The organism is Ruegeria sp. YTSA108 (assembly GCF_059610185.1).
The window spans coordinates 141,350-156,657 of the sequence record NZ_JBXWND010000002.1; the positions used below are offsets into that span (position 1 = coordinate 141,350).

The following is a 15,308-nucleotide window of genomic DNA, read 5'->3' on the forward strand; positions in this document are numbered from 1 at the left end:
AGCATTGAATGACAAGGTAAGACAAGCCGCACGCCTGAGCGTCGCCCCTATGATGGATTGGACGGACAGGCATTGTCGCTATCTGCATCGGTTGCTGAGCACCGAGGCGCTGCTGTACACTGAAATGGTAACAGCGCCTGCGTTAGTTCGGGGTGGTGCGCTGCATTTGCTGGACCACAACCCGCAGGAGCATCCCGTGGCCCTGCAACTGGGCGGGTCGAACCCTCAGGAATTGGCACAAGCGGCCCGGTTGGGGGCGGATGCTGGTTATGATGAGATCAATCTGAATTGTGGCTGCCCGTCTGATCGAGTGCAATCTGGCACTTTTGGTGCGGTGCTGATGAAATCCCCTGACCGCGTTGCGGATTGTGTTGCCGCAATGCGCGAAGCCGTGGACGTAGATGTCACGGTCAAATGCCGCATTGGAGTCGACGACCAACAGCCCGAAGACATTTTGCCTGAGTTTCTGAGCCAGATCAGGCAAGCGGGATGCTCTCGGGTCACAATTCACGCGCGCAAAGCCTGGCTGCAAGGGCTCAGCCCCAAGGAAAACCGGGATATACCGCCTTTGGATTATGATCTCGTGCATCGGATGAAGGCGGAATTCCCGGATATGCACATCTCTATAAATGGTGGCATTGCTGATCTGGAACAGGCGCGCGGGCATCTGGATGCAGGGCTGGATGGTGTGATGATCGGGCGGGCTGCGTATCATCAGCCGTCAGATGTTCTGTCCACAGCGGATCCTGTGATTTTTGGGGTCGGTCAGGCCGCCGACCCGTTTGCTGTTGTCCGGAAAATGGTGCCTTATATCGAATGCCATCTTGCTGGCGGAGGGCGCTTGCACCAGATTACGCGACATATGCTTGGCCTGTTCGCAGGACGGCCGGGTGCGCGGGCTTGGCGACGGACCCTGTCTGAAGGTGCGGTGCATGACGGGGCGGGCCCCGAGGTTATGTTGCAGGCACTGGATCATGTCGCGCCTCTGACCGAGGCCTGAATGGTGGCAATACGGCAAAAGGTCGGTTGGGGGGAATGATGCCCGAAGTAATGTTGCTTGCTCAGATGCTGGTTCTTCTGCTGGTGATCGGAGCGCTGGCAGGCGTTTTGGCGGGTCTGTTGGGTGTCGGCGGAGGCATCGTGCTGGTCCCTGCTTTTTTCTATGCGTTTCAGACCCTTGGGTATGGCGGCCCGCAGTTGATGCAGCTGTGCCTCGCCACCTCACTGGCAACGATTATCGTAACCTCACTGCGGTCGGTTCTGGCACATAACAAAAAGGGTGCCGTTGATTGGGATATCCTGCGCAGTTGGGGTCCGGGCATCGCTATCGGTGCGGTGTTGGGCGTGATGGTGGCATCCGCTCTTCGGACCGAGGCATTGCAAGCCCTGTTCGGTGTATTGGGTATGGTGATTGGCGCCTATCTTGGTCTGGGTAAATCCGAATGGCGGCTTGGAGACGCCATGCCCAAGGGCCTGATACGCGCTCTCCTGTCGCCCTCGGTCGGCTTCCTATCCGTTCTGATGGGTATCGGCGGCGGCAGCTTTGGCGTGCCGTTAATGAGCTTGTTCAACACGCCAATTCACCGGGCTGTCGCCACGGCGGCCGGGTTTGGCGTGATCATCGCTGTGCCCTCGGTCATGGGGTTCCTGTTTCTCGAAATTGCCCCTGAACACCGCCCGCCCTTTACCATCGGCGCCGTCAATCTGATTGCCTTTGGGATTGTGGTCGCCATGACCATGATCACTGCGCCTTGGGGCGTAACGTTAGCCCATGCGATGGATCCAAAGCCGCTCAAGCGGATATTCGCGGTCTTCCTGACTCTGGTCGCCCTGAATATGTTGCGCAAGGCGTTGGGTTTTTGAGTTCTTTCGAGGAAAAGGGTTGGGTGAAATTTCCCCAAGACCGGGCTATTCTGGACTGGATATCTTATGCGCTGCCCGCAGCACGCGCTGCTGCGGCGGATCCGGAATTCGCGCAATGGCTGGACTGTGAAGGGACCTGGTTCATTGGGGTCGACGCGCTGAACAACGACACCGAGGGCAGGGTCCAGGGGTCCCCGGTTCTGACCGGGGCCGTCATGGATTTCATAGTGTCGCGTTATGGGTCGTTGCCATTGCACAAAGCCCAGGTCTCGGTCATTTACCCCGGCTACCCGTTGCCCCGACGCGGAGAGGGCGAGGCTGCTGCCCAGTATCGAGCAAAGCGGGATGCGGCCCATGTGGATGGTTTACGCCCGTCCGGCCCGGACAGGCGCCGCAGGGTCGAGGAACCGCATGCGTGGATTCTGGGCATTCCATTGACCGATGCCAGCGCGAATGCGTCCCCGATGGTTCTTTGGGAAGGTAGCCACAAGATCATGCAGGCTGCATTTGCGGATGCACTTGAAGACAAGCGCCCGGACACTCTGGATCAGGTGGACATAACAGATGTTTATCAGGCTGCCCGTCGTGAGGTCTTTGATACTTGCCGTCGCATCGTACTGCCCGCACGTCCGGGCGAGGCCTATCTGCTGCACCGCCACTGCCTGCACGGGGTAGCGCCATGGGGCAGCGGGGCTGAGGCTGGGTCGGATGGCCGGATGATCGCCTATTTTCGGCCTGAATGCGCTGGCGGTGTGGCCGAATGGATCAAATCCTCCTAACGTTCTGTCATTATACAGATTTGGAGGATTTTTTGATGATTGCTGTCCACAAAAACTCTGACGGAGCATTGATTGAAATCGAGCTTTCCGGCGAAGTGACAGGTACGGACTATTCCACAACATTGATCCCGGCGATTGAGGCCGCACTGGCCGAACACGATACAGTGCGGTTGTTGGCGATCGTGCAGCCAGAGTTCAAAGGGTACGATCTGAATGCGGTTTGGTCGGATACAAAATTGGGCCTCAGCCACTGGCGCGGCTTTGACCGAATTGGAGTGGTGGCGGATCAGGGTTGGGTTCAGACCAGTATCCGGCTTGCGGCTCCGCTTTTCCCTTGCCCTGTGCAGGTATTCGATCACGCTAATATAGAAGAAGCGCGCCGATGGTTGCGCGAATCTCTGGGCTCTATTCACGTTATGGATCTGGGCGGCCCCTGCGTGCAGGTCAGCCTGATGGGAAAACTCGACCCTGACGAATTCAAAAAGGCCGAAACCGATCTGGACTACATTTTGCAGGAGAAACAGGGGTTTCGCCTGCTGATTGATCTGTCCAAGTTTGACGGATGGCAAGGCCTTACGGCGCTTGCCTCGCATTTTCGGCTGGCCCGGGGGCATATTGGTAATCTGGATCGGGCAGCGGTTGTTGGCGACAAAGCCTGGCAACATCTGGCCCAACGGGTGGCCAGCCACATCCTTGGCACACGCACTCAGTTCTTTCCCGCCGAGGAAATTCAGAACGCCAAAACATGGCTTGCGTCTGGGTAGAAACGCAGCGGCTTGAGCCTGCTGTGACATTTACGTCAGGGCACAGAAATATCAGCGAGGATTTTTCTTGATCGATTGGTCAAAAAAGACGTACACAGATCGAACTCCTCTGCCGAACCACTGCAGAGGATCGATTGTTGAAACGCGCCGCTGTGGGTTGCCACTCACTCACCAGCTGTCAACGAACTTGACCCCCTCGTAGTTCAGACCAGCCCGCAGCGGTGCAGATTCAGCAATCACATCCTTTTGTGGAAATCTCAGGCCTTGTTGAGCCGCCCCGCCCGGCCGCCGCGCCGTTTGGCAAGCAGCGGTTTGCGAGACGGTAGGTCTGCCATGATATCGGCGCGCTCAGAGCTGTCCATTTTTGACCAGCGAGAGATTTCGTCGATCGTGCGGTAGCAACCGGTACAAATACGCTCGGTCGGGTGCACAACGCAGATCTGGATGCACGGGCTTTCGACCTCGTTCCTTTTCCAAACCATGTTCGACATCAGCGTTTTCCGATCCTTAAAGAAAGCGCATTCTGTCCAGCGCGCCTTGCAGAATATAGCCTGCCGCGACGTGGTCGATAACCTGTCCGCGACGCTTTCGTGTCGTATCCGCCTCAAGCAGTGCCTTTTCTGCCGCAACCGTGCTGAGCCGTTCGTCCCAGAACCCGATCGGAACTTCGGTCAAACGGGACAGGTTTCGGGCAAAGGCACGGGTGGACTGGCAGCGTGGCCCTTCGCTACCATCCATGTTTTTCGGCAGACCCAGTAGGATGCCCCCGATCTCACGGTCGGCTATGATTTCCAGCAGACGGGCAGAATCCAGAGTGAATTTCTTGCGCCTTACGGTCTCCAGCGGGCTAGCAACACCGCGCATCCGGTCCGAGACTGCAACCCCGATAGTCTTTTCTCCCAGATCAAGACCGATCAACGCGCTCATAGGCGCAAGCGAGCCTGCAAACTCCTCAAAAATGTCATGGATCATCGGGTCACCCCAGCCTGAGCTGCTGCCGCACCAAGGATATCCAGTGCGTTGTCATTGTCCGAGAATACGGATTGGGCTTCGGCGTAGATCGCGGTGGCCCGGTCGATGTCGCCAACCACCCCAAGGGCACCGATCAGCCGGGCCCATTCTTCGGGGGAGCCGCCTTCGGTTGCAAGCCTGTCTGACAGTTGCTCGACCATGCCAAGGATCATCTCTTGGCGCTCTTGTGCGGTCAGAGATGCAGCGGCCTCGATGTCATCCTCACCGGGGCCTGGGTTCCCTGCTGGCATAGGGGCGGCATTGAACACACCCGCACGAAAGGCCAGATCGTCCATCTGTGCGCGAATGGCCGTTGCCCAGGGGGCATTTGTCGGCGCGCTTCCAAGTGCATCCACCCAGATCCTGTAACCGATATCAGGTCGTCCGACCTGTACCATCATCTGTCCCAGGTAATACAAGGCCGGACCGTGGCGTGGATCACGCTGCAATGACTGTTTCAATGCGTCTTCAGCTTCGGGCGAGATATATCCGTTGGTAGCAAGGATCATCATCTCGGCAAGATGCGAATAGGCATCTGCGGGTGCCGTGTTCCCAGACAGTTCGATCACACGTTGCTGCGCTTTGTAGGCGGCATGGAAGTTACCTGCGTTCGCCTCGTGCTGGGCAAGAAGGATATGTCCTTGTAGGTCATCAGGACGACCGGAAACGGTTTCGCGAAGTTGCCCGAGAAGAGAGGCATAGCTTTCGTCAAGCTGTGGCAGTGGTGCGGGTGGCGTGGCGGCTTCTGCCTCGGCCTGACTGGGGCGCTCTGTGCGCAGAGCATCGGCCATTTCTAGCCGCAATGACAGGGGCTGATCGGGGAGCCCGGCTGCACCAAGCTTCAGATAAATCCAGGATCCTCCGCCAACCAGGATGGCCGCGACAAATATGGATGCCGTAACCGAGATCCATTTGGAAGGCCCTTGCGGTTCAGACAAAGATTGCATCTGCGCATCAGCCGCAAGAATGCGGCGTGAAATTTCCGTGCGAACTCGCTCGGCATCTGCGTCAGCGATGACACCACGGGCCAGGTCTCGATCTACGCTGGCCAACTGTTCACGATAGACCTGCAAGTCATACGCAGTGGATGGTTCGCGCGTATCTCGCCTACGCAGTATCGAAATCCCAAGAAAAACCGCTATCAGGACGGCGGTGGCTATGATGAGGGCCCAGAAGGTCATGATAACTCCAAGATGGCTGTCCTGACTTAGACCTGTGGCGGGGCGGAAAAAAGGGACAAATGGCCGCGAGGGGGCTTCATGTCGCAATAATAAGGGCGATGTCGCAATAGTGCGATATTATGGCGTTGCACGGCAGGGGCCAAAGGCGGTTACGCGGCATACCTGCGCCAATCACCGAACCGGATGGATTCGCTTATGAAACACTATTCAGCCTTTGCTGTGGCGCGCGAAGCGCTGCGCTATCATACCGGATGGGAACGCGCCTGGCGTTCGCCCGAGCCCAAGAAACGCTATGACGCCATCATTGTGGGGGCGGGTGGCCATGGTCTGGCAACCGCCTATTACCTGGGTAAGAACTATGGCATCCAGAATGTCGCTGTGATCGAAAAAGGCTGGTTGGGCGGTGGTAATACCGGTCGGAACACAACCATCATCCGCTCGAACTATCTGCAGGATCCGTCTGCCGCGATCTATGAAAAGGCGCGCAGCCTTTATGAGGATCTGAGCCAGGACCTGAATTATAACGTCATGTTCAGCCCGCGCGGCGTGATGATGCTGGCGCAGACCCAGCATGAAATCCGCGGCTATCAGCGCACGGCTCATGCGAATGCGCTGCAGGGTGTAAAGACTGAATGGATCACACCTGAACGGGTCAAGGAACTGGTGCCAATCATCAATCTCGAAGGCCCGCGCTATCCGGTTCTGGGTGCGCTGTGGCAGGAACGCGGTGGCACCGCCCGTCACGATGCGGTGGCTTGGGGCTATGCGCGCGCTTGTTCCGCCATGGGCATGGATATCATCCAGCAATGCGAAGTGACCGGGGTTCGGTCACAGGATGGTCGTGTTGTCGGTGTCGACACCACCAAAGGTGCGATCGACTGTGACAAGCTGGGCATCGTGGTTGCGGGCCATTCCGGTCAACTGGCCGAAATGGCGGGCTTCCGTCTGCCGCTTGAGGCGATTGCTCTGCAGGCGCTGGTGTCTGAGCCGATCAAACCCTGCATGGACGTGGTCGTGATGGCCAACACGGTGCATGGCTACATGTCGCAATCCGACAAGGGAGAGATGGTGATCGGTGGCGGCACCGACGGGTTCAACAACTACACCCAACGCGGCAGCTTCCACCATATCGAAGAAACTGTGCGCGCGCTGGTCGAGACCTTCCCGATGATCTCACGCCTGAAAATGCTGCGGCAATGGGGCGGGATCGTGGACATGACCGGTGACCGGTCTCCGATCCTGTCGAAAACACCGCTTGGGAACTGTTTCATCAACGGTGGCTGGGGCACCGGTGGCTTCAAAGCCATTCCAGGGTCCGGCTGGGGCATGGCACAGCTGATGGCCACGGGTCATTCACCGCTGACCGAGGCGTTCTCGTTGGATCGTTTCAAAGAAGGCCGCTTCATCGACGAAAGCGTCGCGGCCGGGGTGGCGCACTGATGGAGATTTTTCGGCGAAAAATCTCGCGCACCCGTTACTTAGATTTCGCATGCAGCATGGTCTCGCCTGCTGCCGAGAGGATGAACATATGCTGATCCTGAATTGCCCCTATTGCGGTGTCGATGCCGAAGAAACCGAACTGGCCGCCGGTGGCGAGGCGCATCTGAAGCGTTTCGGTCCGGGCTCATCAGATGGTGATTTCCACGATTACCTGTTCATGCGTGAAAACCCTAAAGGCGTTCATTTCGAACGCTGGCGCCATGCGAATGGATGCGGCAAGTGGTTCCACGCGGCGCGCTGCACGCAAACGCTCGAAGTTTTCGGCACCTACTCTGCCCAGGTGTTTGAGCCGCCCAAAGAAATTCGCGAGGCGATCACCGCCAAGCGCCCTGGCTGGACGTGGAGAGAATACAAATGATCCGCACCACCACCCGTAATTCCGCCTGCGAAAGGTCCGCATCATGAGCACCCGTCTCGCAAATCAAGGCCGGCTGATTGACCGGTCGAAACAGGTCACATTCTCCTTCAACGGCACTTCGATGCAGGGCTACGAAGGCGACACGCTTGCCTCGGCCTTGCTGGCTAATGATCAGATGATGATGGGCCGGTCGTTCAAGTATCACCGCCCACGTGGTGTTGTCGCCAGTGGTGCGGAAGAACCCAACGCTCTGGTCGGTCTGGGGCAGGGCAATCGGTTCGAGCCGAACCAGCGCGCCACCACGACCGAGCTGTTCAACGGTCTGACCTCAATCTCTCAGAACCACTGGCCGAACCTGGAATTTGATATCGGTGCGATCAATACGCACCTGTCGCGGTTCTTGCCGGCTGGCTTCTATTACAAGATGTTCATTCATCCCAAGCCGTTCTGGAAACATGTCTACGAGCCGTTCATCCGCCAATCTGCCGGTCTGGGCAAAGCCCCCGACAAGGACAGCCGTGATGCGGATACCTATGAGCATTTCTACAACTTCGTCGATGTGTTGGTGATCGGTGGCGGCGTGGCCGGTTTGCAGGCTGCCAAAGTGGCCGCTCAGTCCGGTGCAAAGGTCATGTTGATTGAGCAGACCGCGCATTGGGGTGGCCGTGCCCCAGTTGATGGCGGCACAATCAATGATGAGCCTGTGGATAAGTTCGTGGAACAAATTGTTTCCGAACTTGAAACAATGGACAACGTCATCTTGCGCAATCGCTGCATGGGTGCAGGGGTCTATGACCACGGCTATGTGCTGGGCTATGAACGCCTGACGGACCATAAGCCTGGCGCACAAGGCCCGCGCCATCGCCTGTGGCGTATTCGGGCGAAACAGGTCGTGACTGCTACCGGAGCGATTGAGCGTCCGTTGTCTTTTGCGGGTAATGATGTGCCGGGTGTCATGCTGGCCTCGGCCATGCGGGACTATGTCGTGAACTGGGGTGTGACACCCGGTGAAAAGGTGATTGTGGCCACCAATAATGACGACGCCTACCGGACTGCGATCACCTTGAAACAGGCCGGTGTGGATATCTTGCGTGTGGTTGACGCAAGGGCTACCTCGGGCCCTCTGGCTGAAGAGGCGCGCCAACTGGGTATCCGCGTCGATGTGGGCAAGGCTATTGCCAAAGTCAAAGGCGGCAAACGCGTCAAGAAAGTTGCCATCTGCAATCAGGACGGCATCGGTGGCGCCCGTGAAGAGGTGGAATGCGATGCGGTTGCGATGTCGGGCGGTTGGTCTCCGGTCGTGCATATGTGGTCGCACTGCGGCGGCAAGCTGATCTGGGACGATGCCAATGCGCATTTCCGGCCGGATCCTGCGCGACCCCCGCTTGGGGCCGATGGCGAAGGGTTCGTCGTAGCCGCCGGGGCATCGAATGGCCCGATGGCGCTGGGCGATGTGCTGGCCGATGCCGATGCAGCCGGTAAGGCCGCAGCCAAAGCGGCTGGATTCAAAACCAAACGCACCAAAGCGCCTGTCGGGGAAGCTACGTCCGAGGCACCTATGGCTGCGGTCTGGTTGATGCCTGCGAACGCGGATATTCAACTGCGGATGAAGTCCTGGCTGGACTTCCAAAACGACGTCAAAGTTTCGGACGTGCAACTTGCCGCGCGTGAGGGGTATGAGAGCGTTGAACATACCAAGCGTTACACCACTCTGGGCATGGCAACCGATCAGGGTAAACTGAGTAACATCAACGGATTGGCGATCCTAGCTGATGCGTTGGACTCCGAAATCCCGAAGGTTGGAACAACAACGTTCCGCCCGCCTTACACCCCAATTTCAATGGCATCTATCGGCGGTGAGGCACGTGGTGAGGTGTTCCAGCCAATCCGCCAGACTCCGATGCATAACTGGCACGACAAGAACGGCGCCGATTGGGAGCCGGTCGGCCACTGGCGCCGGACTTATGCCTATGTTCGTCCGGGTGAATCCGTGCATGACGCCGTGAACCGTGAGGTGAAAAACACCCGCGAGAACCTCGGCCTGCTGGATGCCTCGACCTTGGGCAAGCTGATCGTCAAAGGGCCGGACGCAGGCAAGTTCCTGGACATGATGTACACCAACATGATGTCTACTCTGAAGGTCGGCAAATGCCGCTATGGCCTGATGTGTTCCGAGAATGGCTTTCTGATCGACGACGGTGTTGTTGCTAGGATCGACGAAGACACATGGTTGTGCCACACCACCACCGGCGGGGCTGAACGTATCCACGGTCACATGGAAGAATGGCTGCAAACCGAATGGTGGGACTGGAAAGTCTATGTTGCCAACGTGACCGAGCAATATGCGCAGGTCGCCGTTGTTGGCCCCAACGCCCGCAAGGTGCTTGAAAAGCTCGGCGGCATGGATGTGTCGAAAGAGGCGCTGCCCTTCATGGAGTGGCGCGATGGCAAGATCGGCGACTTTGATTGCCGGGCTTATCGCATCTCGTTCTCGGGTGAGCTGTCGTACGAGATCGCCGTCCCTGCATCCCAAGGGCAGGCCTTCTGGGATGCGCTGACAGAGGCAGGCAAGGAATTCGGCGTGATGCCCTATGGCACCGAATGTCTGCACATCCTTCGGGCCGAGAAGGGCTTTATCATGATCGGCGACGAAACCGACGGAACCGTGATCCCGCAGGATCTGGGCCTGCACTGGGCGCTGTCGAAAAAGAAAGAGGATTACCTCGGCAAACGTGCCCATTTGCGCAGCCATATGGCCGATCCCGAGCGTTGGAAACTGGTGGGTCTTGAGACTGTGGATGGTTCTGTCATCCCGGATGGGGCTTACGCAGTGGGAGAGGGCGTCAACGCCAACGGTCAGCGCAACATGATCGGTCGTGTGACCTCAACCTATTATTCAGCCAACCTGGGCAAAGGTATCGCCATGGGCTTGATCAAGCATGGTCCTGACCGCATGGGCGAGATTGTCGAGTTCCCGGGCACCGATGGCAAATCCTACAAAGCAAAGATCGTGGATCCGATCTTCTTCGACAAGGACGGGGAGAAGCAGAATGTCTGAACCCATCAGCGCACTGAACCACGCCAGCTATGAGGGCATCGCCAAGGTTGAAGAATGCGGCCTGCAGGGCATGATCACCCTGCGCGGCGACCTGTCCGACAAGGTTCTGGCCAAGGCCGTCAAAGACGCCACCGGTCAGAAAGTACCCGGCCAGCGCGAGGCATTTGTCGACGGAGACTGCGGTGTTTGCTGGATGTCCACCGACGAATTGCTTGTGCTTGTCCCATATGCCGAGGTCGAGGCCAAACTGGCCGCGATGACCAACGCGCTGAGCGGTGTGCATGCCCTGGCGGTCAACGTCTCGGATGCCCGCGCGGTGTTCAGCATCTCGGGCGCGAACGCTCGCGAAGTTCTGGGCAAACTGGCCCCGGTAGATCTGTCGGCTGATGCCTTCCAACCCGGCCAAATCCGCCGCTCGCGCTTGGCGCAGGTTGCCGGTGCGTTCTGGATGGATGACGCCGAAACTCTCCGCGTCGTCTGCTTCCGGTCAACCGCAGACTACGTGTTCAAACTGTTGAAGGTCGCAGCGCAGCCGGGCAGTGAGGTCGGGGTTTATTAGGTTTCGAAGCTAGGAAAAAAAGCCCCGGATTTTCCGGGGCTTTTGCGGTTTAACCGAAGCTTAACCATCGATCACTTTGCATTTGCCTTGCCCTGAAGGCTTGTTGACAAAGTTGGCATTCACCCAGTTGCCTCTCAGTTTCACGGTATTGTCAGAAGGGTCAATGCGGGCCGTGTAATTTACCCGGACTTTTTGGCCGCCAAACTCTGTCAACTCAACGCGCCAATCCAGCTTGTAACGCTTCTTTCTATCAATTTTCAGCTTAGCGGACTGCATTTCGTTGTGCCCGCTGGCTGTTTGCGCACTAACGCCGTCCTTATCAATAACAAAGATATAGCGGGGCGCGACCCACCCGGTTCCGTCGCGGTCGCGAACGGCACAATCGTAAGTAATTGTTTCAGCCGCCGCTGCCTGTGCAAAAACGGTAAAAATGGATGCTAAGAAAAGGTATTTCATGGTTCCTCGTTTACTCGGTCTATCCAGAAGGGAAGACACCAAACAACGCGAGAGTTTCAAGCGCATATGCAACTAATGCACGAAAAAAATTCTGCACATTCTATTCATGCAACACAACGGCGCGATACCGCTTCAACTCTTGAGGTTGCAGCAATTCTTCGACCTTTAGTGGGTGCCCGTTTTCGTCTTGAATTTCGGTGTAGAATGAAAGGCTTTCTAGGAGTTGAGATGTCCGCGTAAGCCTGTCTTCCTCGGCAAGAAGGGGCGAGTGGAGCGAAAGATACAGGGCCGGGCGATGCTTTTTCAGGAAGGGCAGAAGGCTCGGTAGAACCGCGAATTCTGCCCCCTCAATATCCATTTTGACCAGAGATACACCCGATAGGTCATTTACGGCCTCGAACTGATCCCACTCGATGGTCAATGCATCTGTCCCATGCACCCCGTCATGCAACAGTGAACTGGTGGAATCCCCGGGTTCACCGCGAACGGATGCCATACGGGCCACGCCGAATTGATCCGACAATGCGACGCCAAATGCCGAAACATTGCGAATGTCGTTCAGGTCCAGATTCCACGCCAGATGCCGAAACGCGGTAGGGTCCGGTTCGAAACACCATACGTGGCGGGCTTTGCGGGCACCGTACAGCACCGTTGGGCCGATCCATGCCCCGATGTCCAGAAAGTCGCTGTCCGGCGTTAGATATCTATCCAGCACGGCAAAAGTCTCGGGCTCCCACGCGCCGGCCGAGGCCTTGCGCCAGAACTTCGAGTGGTAGGGATCCAGCCGGAAAGGCTCGCCATTCAGGCTGCCCGCATAGTATCCGCGGGCGCGGTAAAACATCTTGCGCGCCTGAGTTAGCATCGCGGACCTCCGGGTTTTATGATCTCTGCCCTTGACCTGCGGCACTTGCCAAAGCATTTAACCTTTGGAAACCGCAACATTCATTTTCAACAGGGGGCCGAGATGGCTTTTGAACTTCCTGATCTTCCTTATGCACACGACGCGCTGGCAGCCAAGGGCATGTCCGCCGAAACATTGGAATTTCACCACGACCTGCACCACAAGGCCTATGTCGACAACGGCAACAAGCTGATCGCCGGTACCGAGTGGGACGGCAAGTCGCTGGAAGAGATCATCACCGGCACCTACGACGCAAATGCCGTCGCGCAAAACGGCATCTTCAACAACATCAGTCAGCTTTGGAACCACAACCAGTTCTGGGAGATGATGGGCCCCGGCGACAACGCCATGCCTGGCGAGCTGGAAAAGGCGCTGGTCGAATGCTTTGGCTCGGTTGACGAGTTCAAGTCGCAGTTCAGCGCAGCTGGTGCCGGTCAGTTCGGCTCGGGCTGGGCGTGGCTGGTCAAGAATGCGGACGGTTCGCTGGCCGTGACCAAGACCGAAAACGGCGTGAACCCGCTGTGCTTTGGTCAGACTGCTCTGTTGGGTTGCGACGTGTGGGAGCATTCCTATTACATCGACTTCCGCAACAAGCGTCCGGTGTACCTGTCGAACTTCCTCGACAATCTGGTGAACTGGGAAAACGTCGCTTCGCGGATGTGATCCAGTGACCCGTAGAGGGTTCATAAAGGGCCTGCTGGCAGTGATGCTGGCAGGCCTTTTTGCTGCCACGTATGGTTTCTTCATCGAACCCGCGCTGCGCCTGCGTGTTCGTAAGTGGCGGATCCGGCGCGCGGACTGGACCGCACCGCCGCTGCGGATCGCGGTGCTGGCTGATCTGCATGTTGGTGAGCCCTATGTGGGGTTGAAAAGAGTCCAGCAGATCGTTCGGCGCACAAACGCTCTGTCACCTGACCTTATCCTGCTGTTGGGTGACTATGCCGCCGGGCACAGGATAAATTTACAACCGGTTAAAATTGCCGATCTGGCGCCGGTGTTGTCCGGGTTGCAGGCAAAGCATGGTGTCTATGCGGTTCTGGGAAATCACGATTGGTGGGATGACCGGTCAGCCCAAAAGCGCAGGGGCGGGCCGAATCTGTACGGCGATGCGCTGAGACGGAATGGTATCCGGGTGCTTTCAAACGAGGCCTTCAAACTGGATGGTGCCGGGATTTGGCTTGCAGGCCTCGAAGATCAGTTGGCGATTTATACGGGCAATGGTCGATACCAAGGGCTGGATGACCTGCCTGCGACGCTTGGGCAGATCACGGATGATGCCCCGGTGGTGATGATGGCGCATGAACCGGATATCTTCCCCAAAGTTCCTGATCGCGTGGCCCTGACCCTGTCAGGTCATACTCATGGAGGGCAGGTACGGCTGTTTGGCTGGTCGCCGGTGGTGCCCTCGAAATTCGGCAATCGCTATGCCTATGGTCACGTGCGCGAAGGCAATCGTGATCTGGTCGTGTCCGGGGGTATCGGATGTTCGATCCTGCCCGTGCGTTTTGGTGTAACGCCCGAAATTACGGTCATCGAACTGTTCTCCTGACCGGTGAAAACCCGCCTATAGCGGCAGTTTCGGTGCCCGGCCGGATTGTAAGATGGCGCGCAGTGCCTACCTTAAAGGGAGCGGAGGAGAGAGCCGCAAATCACTTGCAAAAAACACAGGCGGCGCGGCGAAAAACAAAGCTGCGCAAATGGTTAGCCGTGCCTGAAAGATGAGGGATGGTCTCAGAAAAACCAAATCAGGAGATCACAATGGTCGCATTAACGCAGGGAACATGGATTGTCATCGCCGACGGGGAAAAGGCGCTGTTCATGGAGAATATCACGGATGCCGAAGACCCCAATCTGGTGGTTGTCGCGGTCGAAGAAAGCGATGGCCCAGGTGCCAGGCCTTCGGATCGGGCAGGGCGGCGCTCTGACAATGGGCCCAATCAGAAATCTGCCGTTGAAGAACCCAAGTGGAAATCGCAGGCCAAGTCTCTGTTCGTGCAGGATGTGGCGAATCTGTTGAATCGCAAAGGTTTGAAGGGCGCATATAAAAGCCTGGTTTTGGTCGCCAGCCCCCATGTTCTGGGCCTTCTGCGTCGCCGCCTGCACAGCGAAGTCTTAAGGAAAGTGGTGGCCGAGGTTGATAAGACCCTGACCAACCACCCGCTGAACAAAGTGGAACAGGTTCTGATCAGCCGTCTAAAACCAGCCAGTTGAGTATCCGGCGATCTGCGGACGGACCATACTGCCCGACTAGCCCTTATGCGGGACCAGCATCGCCCTCAGTGTCGACATAGCCGTTTCCGGGCTGTCGACCCACGTTATGAAATCGGCCAGAGATGTGTCCGCAAATCCCTGGCCGATGACCTGCTGCACAAGATCATGAAGGGCATCCCAATATCCATCAACATTCATGACCAGAATGGGTTTGTCGTGCAGACCCAACTGTCGCCATGTCAGGGCTTCGAACAATTCGTCCAGTGAACCCGGACCACCCGGTAGGACGACCACAGCATCGGCGTTCATGATCATGACCTTTTTCCGCTCGTGCATCGTTTCGGTAATCACGAAACGGGTCAGGTCGGTCTTGCCGACCTCGCGCTTTAACAGGTGAACGGGAATTACGCCGAATGTGTCGCCTCCGGCGGATTGCGCTGCGCGCGCAACTTCGCCCATCAGGCCCACATCGCCAGCACCATAGACCAGCCGCCAGTCCTCCTGCGCCAGAAGCTGGCCAAAGGACCGGGCGGCGTCGGAATAGCTGGTTTGGGCGCCATTGCGTGACCCGCAATACACACAGACGGATTTCTGAGACATCGGGAGGGTTCTCCGGGGTTGTATCTGGGGTTTTGACCCGTGATAGCGGTATTGATAGATTGGCTCA

General features: G+C 57.5%; 17 protein-coding genes. 11 read left to right on the forward strand and 6 right to left on the reverse strand.

The annotated features are described in order from the left end of the window. The first annotated feature begins 4 nt into the window (after window positions 1–4). The 4 genes from dusA to AC2FHW_RS03755 are packed head-to-tail and all read left to right on the forward strand — an operon-like array spanning window position 5 to window position 3,406. Window positions 5–1,000 (forward strand): tRNA dihydrouridine(20/20a) synthase DusA, encoded by a 996-nt coding sequence (dusA, locus tag AC2FHW_RS03740; protein WP_496688516.1) that lies wholly within the window; start codon window positions 5–7, stop codon window positions 998–1,000. Between the two features lie 38 nt (window positions 1,001–1,038). Then, window positions 1,039–1,863 (forward strand): sulfite exporter TauE/SafE family protein, encoded by an 825-nt coding sequence (locus tag AC2FHW_RS03745; protein WP_271947781.1) that lies wholly within the window; start codon window positions 1,039–1,041, stop codon window positions 1,861–1,863. Between the two features lie 23 nt (window positions 1,864–1,886). Continuing rightward, window positions 1,887–2,642, forward strand: coding sequence for a phytanoyl-CoA dioxygenase family protein (locus AC2FHW_RS03750; protein WP_271947778.1), 756 nt, complete (start codon window positions 1,887–1,889; stop codon window positions 2,640–2,642). A gap of 35 nt (window positions 2,643–2,677) precedes the next feature. Further along, window positions 2,678–3,406, forward strand: coding sequence for a SpoIIAA family protein (locus tag AC2FHW_RS03755; protein WP_142633029.1), 729 nt, complete (start codon window positions 2,678–2,680; stop codon window positions 3,404–3,406). A gap of 257 nt (window positions 3,407–3,663) precedes the next feature. Here AC2FHW_RS03755 and AC2FHW_RS03760 read toward each other — a convergent pair whose 3' ends face one another. Genes AC2FHW_RS03760 through ccmI form a run of 3 tightly spaced genes read right to left on the reverse strand, consistent with a single transcriptional unit; the run spans window position 3,664 to window position 5,598 of the window. Then, on the reverse strand, window positions 3,664–3,897 hold the full coding sequence (locus tag AC2FHW_RS03760; protein WP_142633031.1) for a DUF1289 domain-containing protein: 234 nt from the start codon (window positions 3,895–3,897) through the stop codon (window positions 3,664–3,666). A gap of 16 nt (window positions 3,898–3,913) precedes the next feature. Further along, complete coding sequence (gene ruvX / locus AC2FHW_RS03765; RefSeq protein WP_271947775.1) at window positions 3,914–4,378, reverse strand: Holliday junction resolvase RuvX; 465 nt, start codon at window positions 4,376–4,378, stop codon at window positions 3,914–3,916. Further along, entirely contained in the window at window positions 4,375–5,598 is a 1,224-nt protein-coding gene (ccmI, locus tag AC2FHW_RS03770; RefSeq protein WP_271947770.1) for a c-type cytochrome biogenesis protein CcmI, read from the reverse strand. Before ccmI ends, ruvX begins: the two co-directional genes overlap by 4 nt. A gap of 195 nt (window positions 5,599–5,793) precedes the next feature. Here ccmI and AC2FHW_RS03775 point away from each other — a divergent pair, with 195 nt between their 5' ends. From AC2FHW_RS03775 to AC2FHW_RS03790, 4 genes are all read left to right on the forward strand, one after another. Further along, window positions 5,794–7,038, forward strand: a complete 1,245-nt coding sequence (locus AC2FHW_RS03775) for a sarcosine oxidase subunit beta family protein (protein ID WP_271947765.1) — start codon at window positions 5,794–5,796, stop codon at window positions 7,036–7,038. Window positions 7,039–7,126: 88 nt separating this feature from the next. After that, complete coding sequence (locus AC2FHW_RS03780; protein ID WP_142633040.1) at window positions 7,127–7,456, forward strand: sarcosine oxidase subunit delta; 330 nt, start codon at window positions 7,127–7,129, stop codon at window positions 7,454–7,456. A 43-nt stretch (window positions 7,457–7,499) separates the two neighbouring features. Further along, complete coding sequence (locus AC2FHW_RS03785; RefSeq protein ID WP_271947760.1) at window positions 7,500–10,514, forward strand: sarcosine oxidase subunit alpha family protein; 3,015 nt, start codon at window positions 7,500–7,502, stop codon at window positions 10,512–10,514. Next, on the forward strand, window positions 10,507–11,073 hold the full coding sequence (locus AC2FHW_RS03790) for a sarcosine oxidase subunit gamma (protein ID WP_496821448.1): 567 nt from the start codon (window positions 10,507–10,509) through the stop codon (window positions 11,071–11,073). The genes AC2FHW_RS03785 and AC2FHW_RS03790 overlap by 8 nt, the downstream gene beginning before the upstream one ends. 60 nt (window positions 11,074–11,133) lie before the next feature. On the opposite strand, the gene AC2FHW_RS03795 is transcribed toward AC2FHW_RS03790, so the two are convergent. Beyond that, the gene (locus AC2FHW_RS03795; protein ID WP_142633046.1) at window positions 11,134–11,529 is read right to left on the reverse strand and encodes a hypothetical protein; all 396 of its coding nucleotides are present in this window, start codon (window positions 11,527–11,529) and stop codon (window positions 11,134–11,136) included. 100 nt (window positions 11,530–11,629) lie between these two features. Beyond that, window positions 11,630–12,391 (reverse strand): FkbM family methyltransferase, encoded by a 762-nt coding sequence (locus AC2FHW_RS03800; RefSeq protein WP_142633048.1) that lies wholly within the window; start codon window positions 12,389–12,391, stop codon window positions 11,630–11,632. A 102-nt stretch (window positions 12,392–12,493) separates the two neighbouring features. Between AC2FHW_RS03800 and AC2FHW_RS03805 the strand changes: the two genes are divergently transcribed. The 3 genes from AC2FHW_RS03805 to AC2FHW_RS03815 all read left to right on the forward strand — a co-directional run bounded on the left by AC2FHW_RS03805 (window position 12,494) and on the right by AC2FHW_RS03815 (window position 14,641). Then, a complete protein-coding gene (locus AC2FHW_RS03805) occupies window positions 12,494–13,093 on the forward strand; it encodes a superoxide dismutase (RefSeq protein ID WP_142633050.1) in 600 nt (199 codons plus the stop codon). Between the two features lie 4 nt (window positions 13,094–13,097). Then, window positions 13,098–13,979, forward strand: coding sequence for a metallophosphoesterase (locus AC2FHW_RS03810; protein ID WP_246097120.1), 882 nt, complete (start codon window positions 13,098–13,100; stop codon window positions 13,977–13,979). 209 nt (window positions 13,980–14,188) lie between these two features. After that, window positions 14,189–14,641, forward strand: coding sequence for a host attachment family protein (locus tag AC2FHW_RS03815; RefSeq protein ID WP_496677878.1), 453 nt, complete (start codon window positions 14,189–14,191; stop codon window positions 14,639–14,641). Between the two features lie 36 nt (window positions 14,642–14,677). Here AC2FHW_RS03815 and AC2FHW_RS03820 read toward each other — a convergent pair whose 3' ends face one another. Continuing rightward, on the reverse strand, window positions 14,678–15,241 hold the full coding sequence (locus AC2FHW_RS03820) for an LOG family protein (RefSeq protein WP_281994432.1): 564 nt from the start codon (window positions 15,239–15,241) through the stop codon (window positions 14,678–14,680). Window positions 15,242–15,308 lie beyond the last annotated feature (67 nt).